General features: G+C 59.1%; 18 protein-coding genes. All 18 read right to left on the bottom strand.

Translation table 11 applies throughout. The features are described from left to right. Positions 1-3: 3 nt before the first annotated feature. The 18 genes from E3O56_RS09275 to tsf all read right to left on the bottom strand — a co-directional run bounded on the left by E3O56_RS09275 (position 4) and on the right by tsf (position 21,774). Positions 4-1,635 (bottom strand): CTP synthase, encoded by a 1,632-nt coding sequence (locus E3O56_RS09275; RefSeq protein WP_005785740.1) that lies wholly within the window; start codon positions 1,633-1,635, stop codon positions 4-6. Between the two features lie 273 nt (positions 1,636-1,908). Beyond that, a complete protein-coding gene (gene tilS / locus E3O56_RS09270) occupies positions 1,909-3,228 on the bottom strand; it encodes a tRNA lysidine(34) synthetase TilS (protein ID WP_248128120.1) in 1,320 nt (439 codons plus the stop codon). Between the two features lie 163 nt (positions 3,229-3,391). Beyond that, positions 3,392-4,339 carry an acetyl-CoA carboxylase carboxyltransferase subunit alpha gene (locus E3O56_RS09265; protein ID WP_003189182.1) on the bottom strand — a complete coding sequence of 316 codons (948 nt, stop codon included), beginning with the start codon at positions 4,337-4,339 and terminating at the stop codon, positions 3,392-3,394. Positions 4,340-4,467: 128 nt separating this feature from the next. Next, positions 4,468-7,989: a DNA polymerase III subunit alpha gene (gene dnaE / locus E3O56_RS09260; RefSeq protein WP_032877369.1), complete on the bottom strand. Its 3,522-nt coding sequence runs from the start codon at positions 7,987-7,989 to the stop codon at positions 4,468-4,470. Between the two features lie 76 nt (positions 7,990-8,065). Next, the gene (rnhB, locus tag E3O56_RS09255) at positions 8,066-8,698 is read right to left on the bottom strand and encodes a ribonuclease HII (RefSeq protein ID WP_032877370.1); all 633 of its coding nucleotides are present in this window, start codon (positions 8,696-8,698) and stop codon (positions 8,066-8,068) included. Then, complete coding sequence (gene lpxB / locus E3O56_RS09250; RefSeq protein WP_248128119.1) at positions 8,695-9,834, bottom strand: lipid-A-disaccharide synthase; 1,140 nt, start codon at positions 9,832-9,834, stop codon at positions 8,695-8,697. Before lpxB ends, rnhB begins: the two co-directional genes overlap by 4 nt. 2 nt (positions 9,835-9,836) lie before the next feature. Then, complete coding sequence (gene lpxA / locus E3O56_RS09245) at positions 9,837-10,613, bottom strand: acyl-ACP--UDP-N-acetylglucosamine O-acyltransferase (protein ID WP_228309471.1); 777 nt, start codon at positions 10,611-10,613, stop codon at positions 9,837-9,839. Next, the gene (gene fabZ / locus E3O56_RS09240; RefSeq protein WP_005785726.1) at positions 10,610-11,050 is read right to left on the bottom strand and encodes a 3-hydroxyacyl-ACP dehydratase FabZ; all 441 of its coding nucleotides are present in this window, start codon (positions 11,048-11,050) and stop codon (positions 10,610-10,612) included. Before fabZ ends, lpxA begins: the two co-directional genes overlap by 4 nt. A 111-nt stretch (positions 11,051-11,161) precedes the next feature. Next, on the bottom strand, positions 11,162-12,217 hold the full coding sequence (gene lpxD / locus E3O56_RS09235; protein WP_005785724.1) for a UDP-3-O-(3-hydroxymyristoyl)glucosamine N-acyltransferase: 1,056 nt from the start codon (positions 12,215-12,217) through the stop codon (positions 11,162-11,164). A gap of 3 nt (positions 12,218-12,220) precedes the next feature. After that, entirely contained in the window at positions 12,221-12,724 is a 504-nt protein-coding gene (locus E3O56_RS09230) for an OmpH family outer membrane protein (RefSeq protein WP_003172279.1), read from the bottom strand. Positions 12,725-12,769: 45 nt separating this feature from the next. After that, entirely contained in the window at positions 12,770-15,157 is a 2,388-nt protein-coding gene (bamA, locus tag E3O56_RS09225) for an outer membrane protein assembly factor BamA (protein ID WP_078820469.1), read from the bottom strand. Positions 15,158-15,231: 74 nt separating this feature from the next. Then, entirely contained in the window at positions 15,232-16,584 is a 1,353-nt protein-coding gene (gene rseP, locus E3O56_RS09220; protein WP_103733453.1) for a sigma E protease regulator RseP, read from the bottom strand. Positions 16,585-16,635: 51 nt separating this feature from the next. Further along, positions 16,636-17,826 carry a 1-deoxy-D-xylulose-5-phosphate reductoisomerase gene (gene ispC, locus E3O56_RS09215; protein ID WP_248128222.1) on the bottom strand — a complete coding sequence of 397 codons (1,191 nt, stop codon included), beginning with the start codon at positions 17,824-17,826 and terminating at the stop codon, positions 16,636-16,638. Then, entirely contained in the window at positions 17,823-18,629 is an 807-nt protein-coding gene (locus tag E3O56_RS09210; RefSeq protein WP_248128118.1) for a phosphatidate cytidylyltransferase, read from the bottom strand. The genes ispC and E3O56_RS09210 overlap by 4 nt, the downstream gene beginning before the upstream one ends. Then, a complete protein-coding gene (gene uppS / locus E3O56_RS09205) occupies positions 18,630-19,385 on the bottom strand; it encodes a polyprenyl diphosphate synthase (RefSeq protein WP_032877375.1) in 756 nt (251 codons plus the stop codon). A 17-nt stretch (positions 19,386-19,402) separates the two neighbouring features. Continuing rightward, positions 19,403-19,960: a ribosome recycling factor gene (frr, locus tag E3O56_RS09200; protein ID WP_032877376.1), complete on the bottom strand. Its 558-nt coding sequence runs from the start codon at positions 19,958-19,960 to the stop codon at positions 19,403-19,405. Next, entirely contained in the window at positions 19,957-20,700 is a 744-nt protein-coding gene (gene pyrH, locus E3O56_RS09195) for a UMP kinase (protein WP_003189161.1), read from the bottom strand. The genes frr and pyrH overlap by 4 nt, the downstream gene beginning before the upstream one ends. A gap of 210 nt (positions 20,701-20,910) precedes the next feature. Continuing rightward, complete coding sequence (gene tsf, locus E3O56_RS09190; protein WP_005785711.1) at positions 20,911-21,774, bottom strand: translation elongation factor Ts; 864 nt, start codon at positions 21,772-21,774, stop codon at positions 20,911-20,913. Between the last annotated feature and the right edge of the window lie 140 nt (positions 21,775-21,914).

Below are 21,914 nucleotides of genomic sequence, written 5' to 3'. Positions count from 1 at the left end.
GGGTTACGCCTTCTTCTGATGTTGCGTCAGTGCTGCTTTGACGAAACCGCTGAACAACGGGTGACCGTCGCGCGGCGTCGAGGTGAACTCCGGGTGGAACTGGCAGGCCACGAACCACGGATGATCCGGCGCTTCGACCACTTCAACCAGCTTGCCGTCACCGGAGCGACCGGAAATCTTCAGGCCAGCCTCTTTGATCTGCGGCAGCAGATTGTTGTTCACTTCATAGCGGTGACGGTGACGCTCGACGATTACGTCCTTGCCGTAGCAGTCGTGTACCAGCGAGCCGGCTTCCAGCAAGCAGTCCTGCGCACCAAGGCGCATGGTGCCGCCCAGGTCGGACGTTTCGGTACGGGTTTCAACGGCGCCGGTGGCGTCTTCCCACTCGGTGATCAGGCCGACGACCGGGTGGCCGCTGCTGTGATCGAACTCGGTGGAGTTGGCGTCTTTCCAGCCCAGCACGTTACGGGCGAACTCGATAACGGCCACTTGCATGCCCAGGCAGATACCCAGGTAGGGCACCTTGTTCTCGCGAGCGTATTGCACCGCGGTGATCTTGCCTTCCACGCCACGCAGGCCGAAACCGCCCGGCACGAGAATCGCGTCAACGCCTTCGAGCAGCGCAGTGCCCTGGTTCTCGATATCTTCGGAATCGATGTAGCGCAGGTTGACCTTGGTACGGTTGCTGATGCCGGCGTGGCTCATCGCTTCAATCAGCGACTTGTACGCGTCCAGCAGCTCCATGTACTTGCCGACCATGGCGATGGTGACTTCATGCTCAGGGTTGAGCTTGGCGTCGACCACGGCTTCCCACTCGGACAGGTCCGCGCCATTGCACTGCAGACCGAAACGCTCGACCACAAAATCATCCAGCCCCTGCGAATGCAGGATGCCCGGGATCTTGTAGATGGTGTCGGCGTCTTCCAGCGCGATCACCGCACGCTCTTCAACGTTGGTGAATTGCGCAATCTTGCGGCGCGAGGAAATGTCGATCGGGTGATCGGAACGGCAAACCAGTACGTCCGGTTGCAGGCCGATGGAACGCAGCTCCTTGACCGAGTGCTGGGTAGGCTTGGTTTTGGTTTCGCCGGCGGTGGCGATGTACGGCACCAGTGTCAGGTGCATGAGCATCGCGCGCTTGGCGCCGACTTCGAAACGCAGCTGGCGGATGGCTTCAAGGAACGGTTGGGATTCGATGTCGCCCACGGTGCCACCGATCTCGACCATCGCCACGTCGGCATCGCCTGCACCCTTGATGATGCGGCGCTTGATTTCGTCGGTGATGTGCGGGATCACCTGGATGGTTGCACCCAGGTAGTCACCACGGCGCTCTTTGCGCAGCACATGCTCGTAGACACGGCCAGTGGTGAAGTTATTGTTCTGGGTCATGGTCGTGCGGATGAACCGCTCGTAGTGGCCCAGGTCCAGGTCGGTCTCGGCGCCGTCGTGAGTGACGAACACTTCACCGTGCTGGAACGGGCTCATGGTGCCCGGGTCGACGTTGATGTACGGGTCCAGCTTGAGCATGGTGACTTTAAGCCCCCGCGCCTCCAGGATGGCCGCCAATGAAGCGGAGGCAATGCCTTTCCCCAATGAAGAAACAACACCGCCCGTGACGAATATGTAGCGCGTCATGAAAAACCCTAGAAGTCTGCGTTAAAGCGGTCCGAGCCGCCGGGGAAAGCGAAGGAAGGCCGAAGCCCCCGATCACCTGCATTAATCACAGTGCACCTTTCAAAAAAACCGCCGCGTTGTGACAGACCAGCAAGGAAACACCGGTACGTTGATCGCTACACATTTTTTGGAATCGCCCAGCAAAGACTGCTTGGTAATCGGCAACTGCTGCGATTCAGTCGAATCCACAGAAGTTGTATCAAGAAGGGAGCGTAGTCTACCGGAAAGGCGCTATCAGCTCAAACCTTGATCGCAGGTCTGTGGCAACCAATGTAATTGCCAGTCATCCAGCGGACTGGCCCTCAGCCCCGCAAGCGTTGGTACAGCCAGCAATTGCTCGCCCCGATAGACCAGCGGCAATCTGCCACGGACGAAGCCCGGCATACCACTTTCATTCAACAGGCGCTTGAGATCACGCCGGCCTCGACCTGGCACTTCGACGATTTCGCCACCCTGGCGATAACGAATCGACAAGGGTCCCTCGGGAGCCTTGCCGGCAAACATCAGTTGGCCGTTCCCGGGTAACTCTAGTGGATTTCGCGGATCGGGCCAGCTCACCGACACGTCGGAAAATTCCGACCACGTGGAAGGCAGCCACCAAATGCGTTCGCCGCAACGATGAAGCTGACCGTCGGCCAGGCGCCATAACGGCTGTGCGTCCCCCTTGGCATCGCGCAGGGCGTACCAACTGGCCCAGTGGTCACTGTCGGGCAGACGAGTCAGGGGATTCAGCCAATGACGCAAGGCATTGCGCTGGCGCGCATCGGAAAGATCGCGCAACGGAGCAAGGACCAAGGAAGGCAAAGGCAGCCAGGGAAACGCTGAAGGCTGATCGGCGGCGGTCAGATCCATGTGCGCCAGTTCGTCGAGCAGGCCCTGGGCTTCACTCAGGTGCTCGGCAGTGCGCGCCAGGCTTGATACTGCCTGAGGCCAGCGCTGCGTCAGCGTTGGAAAGACTTGGCGACGCAGGTAATTGCGCGAGAACCGTGGATCGGCGTTCGAAGGGTCTTCAATCCACTTCAATTGGTGTTCGTGGGCGTAGGCTTCCAATGCTCCCCGGGAAACCGCCAGCAATGGCCGCACCAAGTGCCCCGTCGCCAACGGGCGACGCTCGGGCATTGCCGCCAACCCACGCACTCCGGCTCCGCGTAACAGGCGGAACAGCAGGGTCTCGGCTTGATCGTCGCGATGCTGGGCGGTGAGCAGCACCTCCCCTGCCCCGATCACCTCGGTAAACGCCTGGTAACGTGCGTTACGCGCGGCACGCTCCAGGCTGGCACCGGGTTGCACCTGCACACGCAAGACCTGCAAAGGTATGCCCAGGCTGTCACATAACGCTTGGCAATGACTGGGCCAGGCGTCAGCGGCCGCTTGCAGCCCATGATGGACATGCACAGCGCTGATGGGCGGCAGGGTTTCGGTGTTTGCCAGGGAAGCCAGAAGGTGCAGCAGGACGGTGGAGTCGAGGCCACCGGAGAATGCAATGCGCCAGGCCGGAGCATTGCGCCAGGGGGCCAGGGTTTTCAGGAGTCTGGCGGGTAGAGCCGGTTTCATCGGATGTCACCGCCGCAAATCTGGAATACATAAGCCGAGCATACACAAAGCAAATGTGGGAGGGGGCTTGCTCCCGATTGCTGAGTGTCAGTCACTGCATCTGGTGACTGATCCACCGCTACCGGGAGCAAGCCCCCTCCCACATTGAGTTACGGCGTAGACTTTAGAGACCGTAGCTCATAAGGCGTTCGTAACGACGGGCCAGCAGCGCTTCGTTATCCAGCTTCTTGAGCATCGCCAGTTGCGAGCCCAGTTCAGCACGGATGGTCGCGGCAGCCGCGGCCGGGTCACGGTGGGCGCCGCCCAGTGGCTCGGCGATCACTTTGTCCACGATACCCAGGCCCTTGAGGCGATCGGCGGTGATGCCCATGGCTTCAGCCGCATCCGGCGCCTTTTCTGCGGTTTTCCACAGGATCGAGGCGCAACCTTCCGGCGAAATCACCGCGTAGGTCGAATATTGCAGCATGTTCAACTGGTCGCACACGCCAATGGCCAGCGCACCGCCGGAACCACCTTCACCGATCACGGTGGCGATGATCGGGGTTTTCAGGCGAGCCATGACGCGCAGGTTCCAGGCAATCGCTTCACTCTGGTTGCGCTCTTCGGCGTCGATACCCGGGTATGCGCCCGGAGTGTCGATGAAGGTCAGGATCGGCATCTTGAAGCGCTCGGCCATTTCCATCAGGCGGCAAGCCTTGCGGTAGCCTTCCGGACGCGGCATACCGAAGTTGCGACGGACTTTCTCGCGCACTTCACGGCCTTTCTGATGGCCGATCACCATTACCGGCTGGTCGTCCAGGCGAGCGATACCGCCCACAATGGCCGCGTCGTCGGAGAAGTGGCGGTCGCCGTGCAGCTCATCGAACTCGGTGAAGATGTGTTCGATGTAGTCCAGGGTGTACGGACGGCGCGGGTGGCGAGCCAGGCGCGCGATCTGCCAACTGGTCAGCTTGCCGAAGATGTCTTCGGTGAGCGTGCTGCTTTTGTCTTGCAGGCGAGCGATTTCGTCGCCGATATTCAGCGAATTGTCATTGCCGACCAGGCGCAGCTCTTCGATCTTGGCTTGCAGGTCAGCGATCGGCTGTTCGAAATCAAGAAAATTCGGGTTCATAAGCGTCCGTCTTGGGTCGACGGCCAAGGAGTGCCTGGCCAGCCGGTTGTCTATTCGCGCCCTACCTTAAGGGAGAGGCGCGTTTAGGTCGAGATTAAATGTTCAGCCGAGGTCAGGGGTACTGACCGTCAACGGTATTGGAGGAAGACGTTGTCTCGCCCGAACTGGTCACGCAAAGCTTGAATCAAGCCATCAGCCGGATCAATCCGCCACGTCTCACCAAACTGCAACATGGCCTTGGCGTCGCTGCCGGTGTACTCCATGGTTACCGGGCACGCGCCGCGGTGGCGCTTGAGCAGGTCACCCAACCAGCGTAGCTGATCGCCCTTGAGCGCTTCGGTCTTGACCTTCAAGCGCAGGCTTTCGGCCAGGTTGGTGCGCGCATCTTCCATGCTCATCACCCGTTTGATACGCAGGCGCAGGCCACCGGAGAAGTCATCATTGCTGACCTCCCCTTCCACCACCACCATGGCGTCGGTCTGCAAAAGTGACTGGGCGGAGTGGAACGCGTCGGCAAACAGTGACGCTTCGATCCGGCCCGAGCGGTCATCCAGGGTGATGAAACCCATTTTGTCGCCCTTTTTATTTTTCATCACCCGCAGGGCGATGATCATGCCGGCGACGGTCTGGGTATCCCGCGCGGGCTTGAGGTCGATAATGCGCTGGCGGGCGAAACGGCGGATTTCGCCTTCGTACTCGTCAATCGGGTGGCCGGTGAGGTACAGGCCCAAGGTGTCTTTCTCACCTTTGAGGCGTTCCTTGAGGGTCAGCTCCTTGGCCTTGCGATGATTGGCGTAGACATCCGCATCCTCTTCGACGAACAACCCGCCAAACAGGTCGGCGTGGCCGCTGTCATGGGTGCGGGCAGTCTGTTCGGCAGCCTTGATCGCCTCTTCCATGGCGGTGAGCAGCACCGCACGGTTACGGTCGATATTGGCCTGGTAAGCCTTCGGCTCATCATGGAAATACGGGCCGAGACGGTCGAGCGCGCCGCTGCGGATCAAGCCATCAAGGGTACGCTTGTTGATGCGTTTGAGGTCAACACGCGCGCAGAAGTCGAACAGGTCCTTGAATGGCCCATCCTGACGCGCTTCGGTGATGGCCTCCACCGGGCCTTCGCCCACGCCCTTGATCGCGCCGAGGCCATAGATGATGCGACCTTCGTCATTCACCGTGAACTTGAACTCAGAGGCGTTCACGTCCGGCGCATCCAGGCGCAGCTTCATGGTGCGCACTTCCTCGATCAAGGTCACGACCTTGTCGGTGTTGTGCATATCGGCCGACAGTACCGCAGCCATGAACGGCGCCGGGTAGTGGGCTTTCAGCCAGGCGGTCTGGTACGACACCAGGCCATAGGCGGCGGAGTGGGATTTGTTGAAACCATAACCGGCGAATTTTTCTACCAGGTCGAAGATGTTACCGGCCAGGTCGGCGTCGATGTTGTTGGTGGCGCAACCTTCAATGAAACCGCCGCGCTGCTTGGCCATTTCCTCGGGTTTCTTTTTACCCATTGCGCGACGCAGCATGTCCGCACCACCGAGGGTGTAGCCGGCCATTACCTGGGCGATCTGCATCACCTGTTCCTGATACAGGATGATGCCGTACGTCGGCGCCAATACAGGCTTGAGGCCCTCGTATTGATAGTCGGAGTGCGGGTAAGCCAGCTCGGCGCGACCGTGCTTGCGGTTGATGAAGTCATCCACCATGCCCGATTGCAGCGGGCCCGGACGGAACAGCGCCACCAGTGCGATCAAGTCTTCCAGGCAGTCGGGCTTGAGCTTTTTGATCAGCTCTTTCATGCCCCGGGATTCAAGCTGGAACACCGCCGTGGTTTCGGCCTTTTGCAGCAGGCTGTAGGTCGGTTTGTCGTCCAGCGGAATAAACGCGATATCCAGCGGTTCTTCGCCGACCTTGGCGCGGTCGCGGTTGATGGTCTTGAGTGCCCAGTCGATGATCGTCAGGGTACGCAGGCCGAGGAAGTCGAACTTCACCAGGCCGGCCGCCTCCACGTCATCCTTGTCGAACTGGGTGACCAGGCCGTCGCCTTCTTCATCGCAGTAGATCGGTGAAAAGTCGGTGAGCTTGGTCGGCGCGATGACCACACCACCGGCGTGTTTACCGACGTTACGCACCACGCCTTCGAGCTTGCGCGCCATGTCCCAGATTTCGGCGGCTTCTTCATCGACCTTGATAAAGTCGCGCAGGATTTCTTCCTGCTCGTAGGCTTTTTCCAGGGTCATGCCGACTTCGAACGGGATCATCTTCGACAGGCGGTCGGCCAGGCCGTAGGACTTGCCCTGCACCCGCGCCACGTCGCGAATTACCGCTTTCGCCGCCATGGAACCGAAGGTGATGATCTGACTTACCGCGTTGCGGCCGTATTTCTCGGCCACGTATTCAATCACGCGGTCACGACCATCCATGCAGAAGTCGACGTCGAAGTCGGGCATCGACACCCGTTCCGGGTTCAGGAACCGTTCGAACAGCAGGTCATATTCCAGCGGGTCAAGGTCGGTAATCTTCTGAACATAGGCCACCAGCGAGCCAGCACCTGACCCCCGGCCGGGACCTACCGGTACGCCGTTGTTTTTGGCCCACTGGATAAAGTCCATTACGATCAGGAAGTAGCCAGGGAATCCCATCTGGATGATGATATCCAGCTCGAAATTCAACCGGTCGACATACACCTGGCGCTTGGCTTCGTAGTCTTCAGTGGTGTCCTTGGGCAGCAGGACGCTGAGGCGTTCTTCCAAGCCATCGAATGACACTTTGCGAAAGTATTCGTCGATGGTCATGCCATCGGGTATCGGGAAGTTGGGCAAAAAGTGCTTGCCCAGTTTCACTTCGATGTTGCAGCGCTTGGCGATCTCGACGGAGTTTTCCAGGGCCTCGGGCAAATCGCTGAACAGTTGCGCCATTTCATCGGCGCTTTTGAGGTATTGCTCTTCGCTGTAATTCTTCGAGCGGCGCGGGTCATCCAGGGCCCGGCCTTCGCCGATGCACACGCGGGTTTCATGGGCCTCGAAATCTTCTTTCTTGATAAACCGCACATCGTTGGTCGCCACCAGCGGCGCCCCCAGCTTATCGGCCAGGGCTACGGCAGCATGCAGATGTTCTTCATCGTTGGGGCGGTTGGTACGCTGGACTTCCAGGTAGAAACGGTCCGGGAATACCTGCATCCACTCACGTGCCAGCACCTCGGCTTCCTGGGGATTACCGCCCAGCAACGCGATACCGATCTCGCCCTCTTTAGCCGCCGAGAGCATGATCAGGCCTTCGCTGGCTTCGGCCACCCACTCGCGCTCGATGATGATCGAGCCGTTGCGCTGGCCGTCGATAAAGCCGCGGGAAATCAGTTCAGTGAGGTTGCGATAACCCACGCCGTTCATCGCCAGCAGGCTGATGCGGCTCAGTGGGTTATCCGGGTCCTTGTTGGACAGCCACAGGTCGGCGCCACAGATCGGCTTGATGCCGGCGCCCATGGCGTTCTTGTAGAACTTGACCAGGGAACACATGTTGTTCTGATCGGTTACCGCCACCGCAGGCATATTCATGCCCACCAGGGTTTTGACCAGTGGTTTGATCCGTACCAGGCCGTCGACCAGGGAGTACTCAGTGTGCAGGCGCAGGTGAACGAATGAAGCCGGCATAGTGATCCTGTCTTGATACATGAAAACAACAAGGCCCGGATTGTACCGGGCCTTGGTAAAAACATCAGCCTTGCTGCTAAACCTCGATCAGACTTTCGCGGGCCTCATAAGCCAGGCGTACCGGGGCAAACGAGCGGCGATGGATCGGGGTCGGGCCCAGCCGAGCCAGAGCTTCCAGATGAACGGGCGTCGGGTAGCCTTTATGGCCGCCAATCCCGTAGCCGGGGTAGATCAGTTCGAACGCAGCCATTTCACGGTCACGGCTGACCTTGGCCAGGATCGAGGCGGCGGCAATGGCTGGAACCTTGCTATCGCCCTTGACCACCGCCTCCGACGGCATCGCAAGCTTCGGGCAACGGTTGCCATCGATCATCGCCATTTTCGGGGTGATATGCAGCCCTTCAACAGCACGCTGCATGGCTAACATGGTTGCATGGAGGATATTAAGTTTGTCGATTTCCTCGACTTCAGCGCGAGCGATATGCCAACTCAGGGCCTTTTCACAGATCTCGTCATAGAGCTTTTCGCGACGGGCCTCGGTAAGCTTTTTCGAATCATTGAGGCCCAGGATCGGGCGGTTCGGATCTAGGATTACCGCCGCCGTGACCACTGCGCCACACAGCGGGCCGCGCCCTACTTCGTCAACACCGGCCACCAGTTCGTGAGCTTGGGCAACCAGGCTGAAATCCAGCCCCATTTGCGTGGTCATAAGGCTTCCTGTTTATGGCCGATCAAGGTCAGCACGGCGTCGGCCGCCTGGTTCGAGGCATCACGACGCAACGTGCGATGAATGTCGTCGAAACCACGGGTCTGCTCTTCGCCGCCGTCAATCAAGGGCAGTAGGGTCTGCGCGAGCGCTTCAGGCGTTGCATCGTCCTGCAACAACTCTGGCACCAGCAGGCGCTGGGCCAGCAGGTTGGGCAGGGAGATATAAGGGCTCTTGACCATGCGCTTGAGAATCCAGAAGGTCAGCGGCGCCAGGCGATAGGCTACAACCATTGGCCGCTTGTACAGCAAGGCTTCAAGGGTGGCAGTGCCCGACGCAATCAACACCGCATCGCAGGCTGCCAGAGCCAGATGGGACTGGCCGTCAAGCAGGGTCAGCGGCAGGTTGCGACCTTCCAGCAGGGTCTCGATCTGTGCGCGGCGTTGCGGGCTGGCACACGGCAGCACGAAGCGAACCCCCGGTTTTTGTGCCTGCAGACGTTCGGCAGCATCAAAAAACAGCGCCCCCAGGCGCCCTACCTCACCGCCACGACTGCCCGGCATCAACGCCACCAACGGGCCGTCGGGCAAGCCCAGTTCGGCACGCGCGGCAGCACGATCGGCTTGCAACGGAATGGCATCGGCCAGGGTATGGCCGACAAACCGTACCGGTACGCCCTTCTCTTCGTAGAACCTGGCTTCGAACGGCAACAGGGTCAACATCAGGTCGCAGCCTTCGCGGATCTTCAACACCCGCTTCTGCCGCCACGCCCATACGGATGGGCTGACGTAGTGCACGGTCTTGATCCCGGCCTGACGCAATTTGAGTTCGATATTGAGCGTGAAATCCGGTGCATCGATGCCGATAAAGACGTCAGGCTTTTCAGCGATCAGCGTCTTTATCAACAGCTTGCGGCGAGCAAGCAGTTCACGCAGGCGCCCCAACACCTCCACCAAGCCCATGACCGACAGCCGCTCCATGGGGAAGTAGGAAGCAAGTCCTTCTGCCTGCATCAGCGGCCCACCCACGCCGATAAACTCCACCGCAGGATGCTGGGCCTTGAGGGCTCGCATCAGGCCAGCACCCAGAATATCGCCGGACGCTTCACCGGCCACCAGCGCAATACGCAGATTGGCCATGATCAGCGTGTGATGCCGCGAGTCGACGCCTGGATCGAGTCACGGAACACCGCGACTTCCGGAAACAGGCTTGCCGGCTCGGTCAGTTCGGTCAGCGCCTGCTCAACTGTCAGCCCCTGACGGTAAACCGTCTTGTAGGCACGGCGTAGAGCGTGGATCGCCTCTTCGCTGAAACCGCGGCGGCGCATGCCTTCGAAGTTCATGCTGCGAGCCTCGGCAGGGTTGCCGAACACCGTCACGAATGCAGGCACATCCTTGCCAATGGCGGTGCCCATGCCGGAAAAGCTGTGGGCGCCGATATGGCAGTACTGATGCACCAGGGTGAAACCGGACAGAATCGCCCAGTCGTCAACGTGCACATGGCCTGCCAGCGCAGTGTTGTTGACCAGGATGCAATGGTTGCCGATCACGCTGTCATGGCCGATGTGCGCATAGGCCATGACCAGGTTGTGATCACCCAAAGTGGTTTCAGCGCGATCCTGTACGGTGCCGCGGTGAATGGTGACGCCTTCACGGATGATGTTGTGGTCACCGATTACCAGGCGTGTTTCTTCACCCTTGTACTTCATGTCCGGGGTGTCTTCGCCTACCGAGGAAAACTGGTAGATACGATTGTGTTTGCCAATACGGGTCGGACCTTTAAGGATCACGTGTGGCCCGATGACAGTCCCCTCGCCGATTTCCACACCTGCGCCGACGATCGACCAAGGGCCGACCTCAACGTCGGCGGCCAGTACGGCCGACGGATCGATGATTGCGCGAGGGTCAATCAAACTCATAGTTTGCGTTCCGCACAGATGATCTCGGCAGAGCATACCGGCTTGCCATCTACCGAGGCCTGGCATTCGAACTTCCAGATCTGGCGCTTGCAGCTGATAAACCTGGCTTCCAGGATCAACTGGTCACCCGGAGTGACCGGGTTGCGAAAACGCAGCTTGTCGGAGCCCACGAAATAGTAAAGCGTGCCGTCGGCAGGCTTGAGGTCGAGCATTTTGAAACCAAGGATACCGGCAGCCTGGGCCATCGCTTCGATGATCAACACGCCCGGCATGATGGGATGCGCTGGAAAGTGACCGTTGAAGAATGGTTCGTTGATGCTGACATTCTTGTAGGCACGAATGCGCTTTTCCTCGACATTGAGGTCCACTACGCGGTCCACCAGCAGGAACGGGTAACGGTGAGGCAGGTATTCGCGAATCTCGTTGATGTCCATCATTTCGGGGGGAAGCCTGTAATAAAGATTGGGGGCGGGCGAACTAAGCGCACGCCCCACTAGCAAATCAAGGAGGCAGTCTAGCGGCTGTGCACACTTGATATGGAAATGGTATCAGCCTTCAGATGAAGCATTACCGCCAGGGGTCACGTCCCCAACACGCTTTTCCAGCTGTTTGATACGTCGTGCCATGTCGTCGATCTTCCTCAAACGCGCCGCACTCTTGCGCCATTCAGCCGCAGGTTGCATGGCGGTACCGGAAGAATAGGCCCCCGGCTCGGTAATCGAGTGAGTCACCATGGTCATGCCGGTGATAAAGACGTTGTCGCAAATATCGATATGCCCCACCAGCCCGACGCCGCCGGCGAGCATGCAATGCTTGCCGATTTTGGTGCTGCCGGAAATACCCACGCACGCAGCCATGGCGGTGTGATCGCCAATCTGCACGTTGTGGGCGATCTGGATCTGGTTGTCGAGCTTCACGCCGTTACCGATCACCGTATCGGCCAAAGCCCCGCGATCCACCGCAGTGTTTACACCGATCTCCACATCGTCGCCGATCAATACGCCGCCGACCTGGGCAATCTTGTGCCAGACACCTTTGGCGTTGGCAAAGCCAAAGCCTTCGCCGCCGATAACAGCGCCGGACTGAATGACCACACGCTGACCAATACGCACATCGTGGTAGAGGGTTACACGTGGGGCCAGCCAACCATTGGCACCGATTTCACAGCGTGCGCCGATAAAGCAGTGGGCGCCCACGGTGACACCTGCACCAATACGCGCCCCGCTCTCGATCACTGCAAACGCACCGATGCTGGCCGCAGGGTCAACCTGGGCATCATCGGCAATTACCGCAGATGGGTGAATGCCACCGGCCGCTTTCGGCTTGGGATCGAACAGGTGTGACGCCTTGGCGTACGACAGGTACGGGTCGGCCACCACCAGCGCATCCCCGATAAACCCTTCAGCGTCAGCGGCCTTCAGCAACACGGCTGCGGCCTGGCAATCAACCAGGTATTTACGGTATTGGGGATTTGCGAGGAAGCTCAACTGAGCTGGGCCAGCCTCCTGCAAGGTGGCTAGCCCAGTGATTTCTTTCTCCGGGGAGCCACGCAAGGTGGCTCCCAGGAACTCGGCCAACTCGCCGAGTTTGATAGTCGCGGTCATGGCTTACTTCAGCTGGTTCATGCGCTCGATCACCTGACGGGTGATGTCGTATTGAGGCTTGACGTCAATCACGGCGCCGCGCTCGAACACCAGGTCAAAGGCACCCTTCTTGATGACTTCTTCCACGGCGCTGTCGAGCTTGGGCTTGAGCTGCTTGAGCATTTCACGGTCGGCAACAGCCTTGGCTTCGTTCAGCTCCTTGGACTGGAACTGGTAGTCACGGGCCTTTTGCTTGAATTCGAGCTCCAGACGCTCGCGCTCGCCTTGCTGCATCTTGTCGCCACCGGCTACCAGACGATCCTGGATGCCCTTGGCGCTGCTTTCCAAGGTTTTGAGCTTGGTCAGTTGCGGACCGAATTTCTTCTCGGCATCCACGGCGTACTTCTTGGCCGCGTCGGATTCCAGCAGAGCCATCTGATAGTTCAGGACGGCGATTTTCATTTCGGCGAAGGCCGGGGTGGTTACCAGCACAGTGGCCAGCAGGACCAATTGAGTCAACTTACGCACGATGTACTCCTACAGAATCCGTTGTCGTTATCTTGGGTCAGACGCTTAGAACGTCTGGCCGAGGGAGAATTGGAAAATCTGGGTTTCAGCGTTATCCGGTTTCTTGATCGGCATGGCCAGAGCAAAGCTCAACGGGCCCAGCGCAGTCACCCAGGTCACACCCACACCCACGGAGCTCGCCAGGTTGCTGAGGCTCACGTCGTTGCACTGGGTGTTGGACTTCAGACCGCTTGGGTTCTTGATCTGCTCGCACTTGGAGTCGAACACGTTACCCACGTCCCAGAAGACCGAAGTCCGCAGGGAACGCTGGTCCTTGACGAACGGCAGCGGGAACAGGATTTCGGCACCACCCTGGATCAGCACGTTACCACCGAACGGCAGCGGGTCGTTGTCATCATCGCGGCGAGTACCGACGTTACCGGTTTGGTCAACACCGCGGCTTGGGGTACCACGTGGGCCCAGAGTGCTGTCCTTGAAGCCACGCACCGAGTTGAAACCACCTGCGTAGTAGTTCTCGTAGAACGGCAAGCCATCGGTCGAACCATAACCGTCGCCATAGCCCAGCTCTGTGTGCAGGCGCATGGTGTAGTTATCGCTCAACGGCTGGAACAACTGGCCGCGGTAATCGAGTTTGAAGAACGACAGGTCGCTGCCCGGCGTGGTGACTTCCGCAGTCAGGCTCTGGGAATGACCACGGGTTGCCAGCACACCTTTGTTCAGGGTCGACTCGGACCAGCCGGCAGACGCCTTGAAGTTCAGGAACTTGTCGCCTTCACGACGGGTGAAGTCAAAGATCTCGTCCACAGTGTACACACCGGTCTTGATCTCATCCTGTTGCGCAGTGATGCCAAAGGTCAGGCGCGAGGTTTCGCTGATCGGGTAACCGATGTTTGCGCCCACACCCAGGCTGTCGATCGCATAGCTTGCAACGTCGACGTCGAGGTCTTTGTAGTCGGTGGTGCGGTAGAAGGCGTTATAGCCCAGGCTCACACCGTCAGCTGTCCAGTAGGGGTCGACATAACCGAAGTTATAGCGGCTCTGGTATTCGCTTCGGGTCAGGCCGATGGAAACCTTGTTACCGGTACCGAGGAAGTTGTTCTGGGTGATCGAGCCACCCAGGATCAGGCCGGCGCTCTGTGCGAAACCGACGCTGGCGGTGATCGAGCCCGAAGCTTGCTCTTCAACGGCGTAGTTCACGTCAACCTGGTCATCCACACCCGGTACGGCCGGGGTTTCGACGTTGACTTCCTTGAAGAAGCCCAGACGCTCAAGACGGGTCTTGGACTGGTCGATCAGGTAGGTCGAAGCCCAGCCACCTTCCATCTGACGCATTTCACGACGCAGCACTTCGTCCGCAGACTTGGTGTTGCCACGGAAGTTGATGCGGTTTACGTAGGCGCGCTTGCCAGGATCGACGACGAAGGTGATGTCTACCGTGTGATCTTCATCATTCGGGGTCGGCACGCCGTTGACGTTGGCGAAGGTATAGCCTTCGTTACCCAGGCGGCGAGTGATCAGTTCGGAGGTAGTGGTCATCAGCTTGCGCGAGAACACCTGATCCTTCTGCACCAGCAGCAGGGACTTGACCTGGTCCTCAGGGACTTTCAGGTCGCCGCTGAGCTTGACGTCACGAACCTTGTACTTCTCGCCTTCGTTGACGTTCACGGTGATATAGACGTGCTTCTTGTCCGGGGTGATGGACACCTGGGTCGAAGCGATGTCCATGTTGATGTAGCCACGGTCCAGGTAGTAGGAGCGCAGGCGTTCAAGGTCACCGGAAAGTTTTTCACGGGCGTATTTGTCATCGTTCTTGAAGAACGACAGCCAGTTGGTGGTCTTGAGCTCGAACAGGTCGATCAGGTCGTCATCAGCGAATTTGGTGTTGCCCACCACGTTGATGTGCTGAATGGCCGCGACGGTACCTTCGTTGATGTTGACCTTGAGGCCCACACGGTTACGAGGCTGCGGGATCACTTCGGTTTCCACGGTCGCGGAGTAGCGGCCCTGGGCAACGTACTGGCGTTGCAGTTCGTTACGCACACCCTCAAGGGTCGCGCGCTGGAAGATCTCGCCTTCGGCCAGGCCGGATTGCTTCAGGCCCTTCATCAGGTCTTCAGTGGAGATGGCCTTGTTACCTTCGATCGCGATACTCGCAACGGAAGGTCGTTCGACGACCGTGATGACCAGGACGTTGCCTTCGCGACCCAGTTGGATATCTTGAAAGAACCCGGTTTTGAACAGCGCACGAGTGGATTCCACCAGGCGACGATCATCCGCCTGTTCCCCGACGTTCAACGGCAAGGCACCAAAGACGCTACCCGCGGAAACCCGCTGGAGGCCGTTGACGCGAATATCGGAGATGGTGAAGGACTCGGCGTGAACTTCGGCGATCATCAATACGGTGAGAACCGCAGTTAGCAGCAGACGTTTCATGAAGTCCTTTCTTATTCCAACTGGCAATAAACAAACTGCCGCAAAATGCGGCAGATTCGCAATTCAGCGAAGCGTTACAGTCGTCCCAGATCGTTGACCAGAGCTAACAACATCACCCCGACCACCAAACTGATACCGATCTGTATCCCCCAACCCTGCACCCGATCCGACAAGGGGCGACCACGCACCCACTCGACCAGATAAAACAGCAGATGCCCCCCATCCAATACTGGAATGGGCAGCAAATTCAGAACCCCAAGGCTAATACTCAGATAAGCCAGGAAATTCAGGAAATCCGCGACACCCGACTGGGCAGAAGCGCCCGCCACTTTAGCAATGGTTATCGGTCCACTCAAGTTTTTTACCGAGAGCTCACCGAACAACATTTTCTTGAGGGATTCGAGGGTCAGTACGCTCATGGTCCAGGTGCGTTTCGCACCCTCGCCAATCGCGGCCAAAGGCCCGAAGCTGACCTCTCGAACCATCGATGGCGGCCATTCGACACCTTTGACCCCGGCACCCAGGTAACCCCCGGCCGCCTTGGCCTCCCCGCGAACCGACAAGGTCACGGGAACATCGATTTGAGCACCCTCGCGCTCAACTTTCAGCACAATTCTGGTATCAGGACGCACACGTACCAGGTCGACCACTTGCTGCCAGTCACCCAGCGCCTGGCCATCGAGGGCCAGCAGGCGATCACCGGTTTTCAGGCCTGCGGCCTGGGCCGGACCTTTCGGATCCAGCTCAGCGAGTACCGGCGGCAAGGCCGGACGCCAAGGACGAATCCCCAGGGATTTGATCGGATCAGGCTCATCGGCGCCCTTGAGCCAGTGGTCCAGAGCCAACGCCCGCGGGGTTTCGGCACTGGAATCCTGGTCACGCACCACCACATTGACGGTGCCGCTTTCACCCAGGCGGCGCACCAACTGCAAATTGACCGCGCCCCAACCGGTGGTCGGCTCGCCATCAATGGAAACAATTTCCTGCCCTGCCACCAAGCCGGCCCTGGACGCGATGCTGTCCGCCTCGACTGCACCGATGACCGGGCGCACCTGCTGGCTGCCCATCATGGCCAGAACCCAGAAGAACACCATTGCCAACAGGAAGTTGGCGATCGGGCCCGCTGCAACAATTGCGATACGCTGACGAACGGTCTTGCGATTGAAAGACTGATCCAATTGATCAGCCGGCACTTCACCTTCGCGCTCATCGAGCATCTTGACGTAGCCACCCAACGGGATAGCGGCAATCACGAACTCGGTGCCACGACGATCATGCCAGCGCAACAATGGCATGCCGAAACCAACGGAAAAGCGCAATACCTTGACGCCGCAACGACGCGCCACCCAGAAGTGGCCGAATTCGTGGAAGGTAACCAGCACACCCAGAGCAACCAGGGTGCCGACAATCATGTAGAGCGCACTCATCTAATTTCTCCGCATTTCAATCCGATGCCTGAAGGCTCAAACGCGCCCACCCTAACGTGTGTCGCGATCCAGCCATTGCTGGGCCAAGGCTCGGGCCTTGGTATCAGCCTCAAATACCGCTCCCAGGTCATTTACAGCCACGACTGGCTCAAGATTCAGGACGTCCTCGATGATACTCGCGATCTGCGGAAAGCGGATGCGCCGTTCGAGAAACGCCGCCACGGCCACTTCATTGGCCGCATTGAGCATGGCCGGCGCGCTGTTACCCGCCTCGGCCGCTTGCCGCGCCAGGCGCAGGCACGGAAAACGCTGCTCGTCCGGGGCTTCGAAGTCCAGGCGCGCAATCGCAAACAGATCCAGAGGCGCCACGCCGGAATCGATCCGCTCCGGCCAGGCCAAGGCATTGGCGATCGGCGTGCGCATATCCGGGTTGCCCAACTGCGCCAACACCGAACCGTCCACGTAATCGACCAGGGAGTGGATCACGCTTTGCGGGTGAATCACCACCTCGACCTGATCAGGCCGTGCATCGAACAACCAGCACGCCTCGATCAGCTCCAGGCCTTTGTTCATCATGCTCGCCGAATCCACGGAAATCTTGCGCCCCATGGACCAGTTCGGATGAGCGCAGGCCTGATCGGGAGACACATGCTTAAGCTCAGCCAGCGGAGTCTGCCGAAAGGGACCACCGGACGCCGTCAGCAGAATCCGACGCACACCGACCTGGCTCAAGCCGCGGGCGAAATCCCCGGGCATGCACTGGAAGATTGCGTTGTGCTCGCTGTCCAGCGGCAGCAGGACCGCCCCACTCTTGCGCACGGCTTGCATGAAGAGTGCGCCAGACATGACCAGGGCTTCTTTATTGGCCAGCAGAATTTTCTTGCCGGCATCGACTGCCGCCAGGGTAGGACGCAACCCCGCCGCGCCGACAATCGCCGCCACCACGGTATCCACATCGGCGTCGGCCGCCACCTGGCACAACCCCGCTTCCCCGACCAGCACCTGGGTGGTCAACCCCGCAGCCCGCAGATCATCCTGCAGCCCACGGGCCGCCGCGGCCTCAGGCACTACAGCAAAGCGCGGTGAGTGGCGCACGCACAAGGCCAGCAATTCGCGCAAACGCGTGAAGCCGGTCAGGGCGAAAACCTGGTAACGATCCGGGTGACGAGCGATGACATCCAGGGTACTCAGCCCGACGGAACCGGTCGCGCCCAGTACGGTAACCTGCTGCAGGCCGCTCACGAAGCGATCATCCACAGCAACACCGCGAAGATCGGCAGCGCGGCAGTGAGGCTGTCGATGCGGTCCAGCACGCCACCATGACCCGGCAACAGGTTACTGCTGTCCTTGATCCCGGCCTGGCGCTTGAACATGCTCTCGGTGAGGTCACCCACCACCGAGATAAACACGACGATAGCGGTGCCCAGCAAGGCCAGTAGAACCTCTTTCACCGACCAGTCACGCACCAAACCGACCACCAGCGTGATCAGTAGCGTCAAGGCCAGGCCACCGTATACGCCTTCCCAGCTCTTGCCCGGGCTGACGGCCGGAGCCAGCTTGCGCTTGCCAAATGCGCGACCAGAGAAGTAGGCGCCGATATCGGCCCCCCACACCAGCACCATCACGGCCAGGATCAATTCATTACCGATAGGGTAGCGCTTGATTTCCACCAGCCCTTGCCAGGCCGGTAGCAGGATCAGCAATCCGATCACCAGCTTGCAGGCCACGCTGGACCATTGACCGCTGGTGCGTGGGTAAGTCAGCACCAGGACTGTTGCCAACGCCCACCACAGCACCGCCGCCCCCAATACCCAGGGTGCGATGTCCGGCAGGATATACATCAGGAACAACAACACCGCGACCACTGCGGCGTACGCCACGCGCGGCAACTGGTTGCCGAAGCCTGCCAGGCGCGCCCATTCCCAGGCACCCAGGCTCACGACCAGGCCGATAAACAGCGCAAAGCCGGAGCCTTCAAGCAGGAAAAAACCGCACAAGGCAATCGGCAGCAGGATCAGCGCCGTGATGATTCGTTGTTTAAGCATTTAAACCCGGGCTCCAGCTTCGATCTGCTCGCTCGTTTTACCGAAACGACGCTGACGGGAAGCGAAATCGGCCAGCGCATTGCGCATGGCATCGTGTTTGAAGTCCGGCCAGAACAGGTCGGAGAAGTACAACTCGGTATAGGCTAGCTGCCACAACAGGAAATTGCTGATGCGATGCTCGCCACCGGTACGGATACACAAGTCCGGCAACGGCAGGTCGCCGGTCACGAGGCAGGTTTGCAACAGTTCGGGCGTGATGTCGTCGGGGCGCAGATGGCCGGCCTGCACTTCGCGGGCAAGCCGTTGCGCAGCCTGGGCGATATCCCACTGGCCGCCGTAATTGGCTGCGATCTGCAGCACAAAACGATTACTGCCTGCGGTGATAGCCTCGGCTTCGCGCATGGCCACTTGCAGTTCCGGGTGGAACCGCGAGCGATCACCAATGATGCGCAGACTGATGTTGTTGTCATTGAGGCGCTTGGCCTCACGACGCAGCGCCTTGAAAAACAGGTCCATCAAGGCACTGACTTCGTCGGCGGGCCGCTGCCAGTTCTCACTGGAAAAGGCGAACAAGGTCAACACTTCGACCTTGGCCTCGGCGCACACCTCAATCACCGCCCTTACCGCGTCAACACCCGCTTTATGCCCGGCAACACCCGGCATAAAGCGTTTTTTCGCCCAGCGATTATTCCCATCCATGATGATCGCGACATGGCGCGGCACCACGGAGGGCACAGTCTGCTTGGTCTTTTCCATAAAGGCGTCCTGACCCCTTATACGGCCATCAGGTCCTTTTCTTTTTCTTCGGTAGCCTGGGTGATCTTGGCTTCGGCGTCCTTGGTCAACTTGTCGATATCAGCAACGGCACGACGCTCTTCGTCTTCGCTGATTTCCTTGTCCTTGACCAGCTTCTTCAGGTCACCCAACGCATCGCGACGGATGTTACGCACGGCAACGCGCGCATCTTCAGCGGCACTGCGCGCCTGCTTGGTGAAGCCCTTGCGGGTTTCTTCGGTCAGGGCTGGCATGGAGATCAACAACAACTCGCCGAGGTTGGTCGGGTTGAGGTTCAGACCGGCGCTCTGGATCGCCTTGTCGACTGCCGCGAGCATGTTGCGCTCGAAGGCCACGACTTGCAGGGTGCGCGAGTCCTTCACGGTCACGTTGGCCACGCCGCTGAGCGGGGTGTCGGAACCGTAGTAAGGCACCATCACGCTGCCCAGGATGCTCGGGTGCGCCTTGCCGGTACGGATCTGACCAAATGCATGGCTCAGGGATTCCAGGGATTTCTGCATACGCGCCTGGGCGTCTTTCTTGATTTCATTGATCATTGTTGGCCTTCCTCGATCAGAGTTCCTTCCGCGCCGCCGTGTACGATATTCAGCAGGGCGCCAGGCTTGTTCATGTTAAATACGCGCAGCGGCATCTTGTGGTCGCGGCACAGGCAGATAGCAGTCAGGTCCATCACACCCAGCTTGCGATCCAGCACTTCATCGTAGGTCAGATGATCGAACTTCTCGGCATGCGGGTCTTTGAATGGGTCTGCAGTGTATACGCCATCTACCTTGGTGGCTTTGAGCACCACGTCGGCATCGATTTCGATAGCGCGCAGGCACGCCGCCGAATCCGTGGTGAAGAACGGGTTGCCTGTGCCAGCGGCAAAGATCACCACTTCCTTGGAGTTCAGGTGGCGCATGGCTTTGCGGCGATCGTAGTGATCGGTCACGCCAACCATGGAGATAGCCGACATCACGATGGCCGAGATATTGGCACGCTCCAGGGCGTCGCGCATGGCCAGGGCGTTCATCACAGTGGCCAGCATGCCCATGTGGTCGCCAGTGACCCGATCCATACCGGCCGCACTCAGTGCCGCGCCGCGGAACAGATTGCCGCCGCCGATCACCAGGCCGACCTGCACACCGATACCGACCAATTGGCCGACTTCCAGCGCCATGCGGTCAAGCACCTTGGGGTCGATCCCGAACTCTTCCGAGCCCATCAGGGCCTCGCCGCTGAGCTTGAGTAGAATGCGTTTATAGCGAGCCTGATAACCACTGCCCTGCTGAGCCATTGCGAATCTCTCCTGCGGCGTATTTTTTAAAAATTCTTGGCGAGCCGTTTACGGCTTGCGTTCACTCTAGCTGGACGCTGTCACAGCGCCATCGGAACACGGCTTTGTAAGCCAGTTCCGAGAGGAAACCAAATAAAATTGGCCTTCCCATTTGAAAAGAGGCTGCGCGCGTGAGCGGGCAGCCTCTTTCGGCGACAGTTTGGGACTGTCTTATTGCTTGGCGGCAGCCAGCTGGGCAGCAACTTCTTCAGCGAAGTTGTCGACCGGCTTCTCGATGCCTTCGCCTACTTTGAAGTAAGTGAAGGAAACGATTTCAGCACCGGCTTTCTTGGCCAGTTCGCCAACCTTGATTTCAGGGTTCTTGACGAACGCCTGCTCAACCAGGCTTGCTTCGGCCAGGAACTTGCTGATACGGCCTTTGACCATGTTCTCAACAATGTTTTCTGGCTTGCCTTTGATTTTTTCTTCGTTCAGTTGCAGGAACACAGCTTTTTCGCGCTCGATCGCTTCGGCAGACACTTCCGAAGGCAGCAGGAACTCAGGGTTGCTTGCAGCAACGTGCATAGCGATGTCTTTGGCCAGCTCAACGTCGCCGCCTTTCAGAACAACTGCTACACCGATTTTGTTGCCGTGCAGGTAACCACCAACAACATCACCTTCAACGCGAACCAGGCGACGGATGTTGACGTTTTCGCCAACCTTGCCGACCAGTACCAGACGAGCTGCTTCTTGAGCTTCGATCAGAGGCTCAACAGTGGTCAGCTTGTCAGCGAAGGCTTTTTCGACGCTGGCAGCAACGAATGCCTTGAAGTCATCCTGCAGAGCCAGGAAGTCGGTCTGCGAGTTGACTTCCAGCAGAACGGCGGACTTGCCGTCTTCTTTCAGGGCGATAGCGCCTTCAGCAGCGACGTTGCCTGCTTTCTTGGCAGCCTTGATGGCGCCGGAAGCACGCATGTCATCAATGGCTTTTTCGATGTCGCCGCCGGCCTTGGTCAAGGCCTTTTTGCAATCCATCATGCCTTCGCCGGTACGCTCACGCAGTTCTTTAACCAACGCTGCAGTAATCTCTGCCATTTCAAAATCCTCTTGGATAGGTTTTCAACCATTCCACCCGATCAAACGGGCGATCAATTCTTCCCGAATTTCCGTTGTAGGCCGCTGCACGTTACAAATGATGTAGCTGCGCTGCCGACAAATGGTTTTCGAGGTGGCAA

It is taken from the genome of Pseudomonas sp. W2Aug9 (genome assembly GCF_023127755.1).
In the GTDB taxonomy this organism is placed as follows: domain Bacteria; phylum Pseudomonadota; class Gammaproteobacteria; order Pseudomonadales; family Pseudomonadaceae; genus Aquipseudomonas; species Aquipseudomonas synxantha_A.
This window is presented reverse-complemented; position numbering and strand designations above follow the sequence as displayed.